Here is a 4,479-nt window from a genome sequence, read left to right on the forward strand (position 1 = left end):
CAACAATACCCCATTGAAAAAGAGGATGAACGTCGTCCCCAGCCCCGCTAACATCCCCCCCGCAAAGGCCGTGAGTGCGACGGAAATATTATTGGTCATCAAGGCCGAACTCTCCAACGGTGCTAGGGCTAAGGTAGAACCCGAAGTCCAGAGCTTACCCTTTTCGCGGACCCCCGCCACAGCCTGAGGGGGCAGCATCGTCTCAATGAAACTAGCATCGCTCAAATACAGAATCGCACCCACCACCATCCCCGACCCGAAAAGCCCCACACTGGCAAGCAAATAGGGCCACAGCACCCGCACCTGACTGGGCAACTCCCGCCAATAGTTCATTACAGCAGTGGGCCAATGGACCACAGGCGGCTGGTAGACCTGATTATGAGCCTGGAGCGTCAGCCCTTGCAGATAGCCCAACAGGTCCGGCCCGAGTTGGTGTAACTGGGCCTTGGCGAGATCCGCCGACACCTGCCGATAAAGCCCCCCCAACTGGCGCAGGTCGTCGGGAGTCTGCGGGTTGTTGAGAATAGCTTCGAGTCGTTGCCAGTCGGGGCGGCGGTAGTTGATCCAACGCTGGAAGTTCATGGTTAGACCCGGAAGGCCCCCCGTCCCAAATAGACCGCACTACTGCCCAACTGCTCCTCAATCCGCAACAGTTGGTTGTACTTCGCCACGCGCTCCGAACGGCAGAGGGACCCAGTTTTAATCTGACCGCTCCGGGTTGCCACCGCCAAGTCCGCAATGAAGGTATCCTCCGTCTCACCGGAACGGTGGGAGATGACCGAACGGTAGCTGGAATGATGGGCCAAGGCAATCGTCTGGAGCGTCTCGGTGAGGGAACCAATCTGATTGACCTTGATTAAAATAGCGTTCGCCACGTTGCCCTCAATCCCTTTTTGTAAACGAACCGGATTCGTCACAAAAAGGTCATCACCGACGAGTTGGACCTGTGCGCCGAGGCGTTGCGTGCATTCATGCCAGCCCTTCCAGTCTTCCTCCTGGAGACCGTCCTCAATCGAGATAATCGGGTAGCGGTCCACCCAGTCCCCGTAGAAACTCACCAATTCACTACTGGTCAAGGTCTTGCCATCGAGGTGATAGTGCCCGTCTTGGTAGAGTTCGTTACTCGCCACGTCCAGGGCCAAGGCAATCTGCGTCCCCGGTTGGTAGCCCGCCAGTTCAATCGCCTGGACCAACAGTTTCAAGGCTTCTTCATTAGAGGTTACGTTCGGGGCAAAACCGCCCTCATCGCCCACGGCGGTACTGAGACCCTGGCCCTTGAGGACCCCTTTCAAGACTGCAAAGACTTCCGCACCCCAGCGCAGGGCTTCGCGGAAACTGGTCGCCCCCACCGGAACAATCATGAATTCTTGAATATCCACGTTGTTGTCCGCGTGGGCACCGCCATTGAGGACATTCATCAAGGGGACCGGGAGCACATTCGCCAAAGGACCGCCCAGGTAACGGTAGAGCGGGAGGTGCAGTTCTTGAGCGACAGCTTGGGCACAGGCTAGGGAGACCGCGAGGATGGCGTTGGCCCCCAGGCGGTTTTTGTTGGCGGTGCCATCTAGGGCGAGCATCTGCTGGTCCACCGCAATCTGGTCTAAGGCGTTCTTCCCGACAAGTTCAGGGGCGAGGGTCTGGCGGATGTGTTCTACTGCCGTCAATACGCCGAAGCCCCGGTAGCGGGTCTTATCCCCGTCGCGCAGTTCATGGGCCTCGAAACTTCCCGTGGAGGCTCCACTGGGGACAGCGGCGCGACCGAGGACTCCTGAGGTGAGGGTGACTTCAGCTTCTAGGGTGGGACGGCCCCGAGAATCCAGAATTTCGCGGGCATGGATGTGCTGGATCGTAGTCTGCATGATCGTGTCCGGTCAAATTCGCCCCCATCTTAAGGGGGGTCCTCCCCAATTCACCGGAGGCACAGAACTTCTTAAGGTTAAAGACTCTTTCTCAGGAGAGATAGCATTTTCTCTAAATCTGTGCAGACACGGTGATATGGTGAGTAGAACTGAGGCTCGATGGTTGGAGTGCGTTTTGAAGGGCAAGGCCGGGTCACGTTGGGCTCGGCCCTTTGCTAAAAACCCTTTTGAAAAGCCTGACCCTGACCCTGGAACATTACCAGTGACAGGAAGAAATTTACCACAAAAATTGCCATCAACGAAGTTACGACCGCCGTGGTTGCCGAACGACCGACCCCTTTTGCGCCCCCATCCGTGGTCATCCCCCAACTTGAACCAATCACCGCAATCAAAACCCCAAACGTAGCCGCCTTGATCACACTGCTTACGAGGTCCCAGGTATCGAGGAGGCGTTGGGCAGAATCTATATAAAGGTCCACCGTCAGCCCATAAACCTGAGTGGTGATGAAGAGTCCCCCCATTAGACCCGTCACCTCCGCCAAGACCGTCAAGACGGGCAACATCACCAAACAGGCTAAGACCCGAGGCACGACCAAATAGTCAATCGGGTCCGTCTGGAGAACCTGGAGCGCGTCAATCTGCTCGGTGACGCGCATCGTACCAATCTCAGCAGCAAAGGCCGACCCGACTCGTCCCGCCAGGATCACCGCCGTCAAAACTGGGGCGAGTTCCCGGACTAGAGCAATCGCCAAAACCCCACCAATCGCTGAGGAGGCCCCGAAGGCGATAAATTCACGGGTCACCTGGACGGAGAAGACCATACTCACAAAAATTGCTGTCACCACCGCGATGACCACCGATTCATTCCCGACCAAGGCGAACTGTTCTAAAGTATTGCGCCAGTGGATCCGTAACCGGACTAGCCGACTGAGGACCTGCCCGAGGAGCAAAAGGGCTGCAAAAGCGCGGTTGAACCATTCCATGCAGATATTGTGGCAGAGATCAGGATTTTACCGTTGGTTCCTGGAGACGATAGAGCGGGGTTTTGTACCAGTGTTGGAGGATCTGGTAGTAATCCCAGCCTGCTTTTGCCATCCGCCCGGTCACGGTCTGGTCCATAACTGCCCCTTTCATCACGGGTAAATAGTAGCCGTTGCTATCGCGGACCCAGCCGACATTGGCTCGATAATAGCCCCGGACATTCCCGGTCCCTAGGATCACCCCGGCGGTCTGGGCTACGGCTTGGTCGGCCCGGGCGTGGACGAGGTGACTGCTCTTACCCGAGCGCGGGTCGAGTTTGGCGAACCCCCCATATACTTGGTCGCGTTCGTCATCCACTAGGTCGTAAATCGGTCCCCATTTGCGCTCAATCCGGCTGATATAGGCGTAGGTCCGCGCCGCAATCGCTTGGGCCATCAAAGCTTGGAGGTTCCAACTAGCGGGCATCTCGCGGGGGACAACGCCCCGCAGGTAGGTCTCACTTTCGACCCAGTTCACCGCCGCAATCTTGCCCTTAATCGCCTCAAACCGGACCGTCTCGGGGTACCAACGGTCGCCGACGAGGATGTAGCCATTTTTGACCGTGAGGACCCCGCGCATGGCGGGGGTGATGCGTTGGACCTGGAGCGGGGTGACGGGGATGACCTGCCCGTTGTCCTGGACCAGTTTCGCGGGGACGGAGACTGCCACTTCGAGGGCCGGACTGGGACCTTCCACGAGCACCCGCACGACAAAAGCTTGGGCTGCCGGGGACCACATCACCCAGACCATGAGGAGGAGCCAAAACCTGACCATGGGGTCCTGCAAGGAGTTCTTTAGCAGTGTACCCAATTATGAGGAAGTCTGTTTTTCACGGTTTGATAGATGGAGGATGCGCGCGGCAAGCATGGCGGCCCCGAAACCATTGTCAATATTGACGACCCCCAGCCCACTGGCACAACTGTTAAGCATTCCAAGCAGTGCAGCGACCCCGCCGAAACTGGCCCCATATCCAATACTGGTCGGGACCGCAATCACGGGGACCGCAACGAGTCCTCCGACCACACTGGGTAAAGCCCCTTCGAGTCCCGCGACAACAATCAGGACGTCCCCGGTCCTCAGTAAGTCGTGGTTCTCCAACAGACGGTGAATCCCCGAGACCCCCACATCCCACAATCGCTTGACGGTGAAACCACAGAGTTCAGCGGTCAGGGCGGCTTCTTGGGCCACTGGGATATCCGAGGTTCCCGCTGTGACGACGAGGACCACCCCGGGCTGGGGTAGGGGTTCCCCGAGCGCACAAATACGGGCCACCGGGTCGTAGCGGACTTGGGGTAATTGCTGAGTGATTTCTTGAAATACGCCCGGTTCAATGCGCGTTGCCATGGCGACGGGGTGCTGCTGGGCCAGTCGAGCGAGTAGAATCCCAATCTGGGCAGGAGTCTTGCCCGGTCCCCAGACCACCTCAGGGATACCTTGACGCACAGCCCGTTGGTAGTCCAACTTGGCAAAACCCAGGTCATCGTATTGGAGTCGGGACTGGGCTTGCTCCACCGCTAACTGGCCTGAAGCGACCTGTTCTAAAAGCTGACGCAGGGTGTCAGGGTCCACTGCATTTACCAAAACCACACCATAACATTAC

Annotated in this window: 5 protein-coding genes; all 5 read right to left on the minus strand. The window is 57.8% G+C overall.

Annotated features, from left to right (window positions below):
- On the minus strand, positions 1-582 hold a 582-nt coding region (locus HFM78_RS05090; RefSeq protein ID WP_287128341.1), incomplete at its 3' end, for a stage II sporulation protein M.
- 2 nt (positions 583-584) lie between these two features.
- Positions 585-1,859, minus strand: coding sequence for a phosphopyruvate hydratase (gene eno, locus HFM78_RS05095; RefSeq protein WP_287128342.1), 1,275 nt, complete (start codon positions 1,857-1,859; stop codon positions 585-587).
- Between the two features lie 215 nt (positions 1,860-2,074).
- Positions 2,075-2,842 (minus strand): MlaE family lipid ABC transporter permease subunit, encoded by a 768-nt coding sequence (locus tag HFM78_RS05100; protein WP_287128343.1) that lies wholly within the window; start codon positions 2,840-2,842, stop codon positions 2,075-2,077.
- Between the two features lie 19 nt (positions 2,843-2,861).
- Positions 2,862-3,653, minus strand: coding sequence for a SpoIID/LytB domain-containing protein (locus HFM78_RS05105; protein WP_287128344.1), 792 nt, complete (start codon positions 3,651-3,653; stop codon positions 2,862-2,864).
- A 36-nt stretch (positions 3,654-3,689) separates the two neighbouring features.
- Positions 3,690-4,448, minus strand: coding sequence for a nickel pincer cofactor biosynthesis protein LarB (gene larB, locus HFM78_RS05110; RefSeq protein ID WP_287128345.1), 759 nt, complete (start codon positions 4,446-4,448; stop codon positions 3,690-3,692).
- Positions 4,449-4,479 lie beyond the last annotated feature (31 nt).

Source organism: Candidatus Cyanaurora vandensis (genome assembly GCF_013285555.1).
Taxonomy (GTDB): Bacteria; Cyanobacteriota; Cyanobacteriia; order Gloeobacterales; family Anthocerotibacteraceae; genus Cyanaurora; species Cyanaurora vandensis.

Coding starts and splice junctions, on each gene's coding strand:
- eno (WP_287128342.1), bottom strand. CDS start 1,859: ATGCAGACTACGATCCAGCACATCCATGCCCGCGAAATTCTGGATTCT.
- HFM78_RS05100 (WP_287128343.1), bottom strand. CDS start 2,842: ATGGAATGGTTCAACCGCGCTTTTGCAGCCCTTTTGCTCCTCGGGCAG.
- HFM78_RS05105 (WP_287128344.1), bottom strand. CDS start 3,653: ATGGTCAGGTTTTGGCTCCTCCTCATGGTCTGGGTGATGTGGTCCCCG.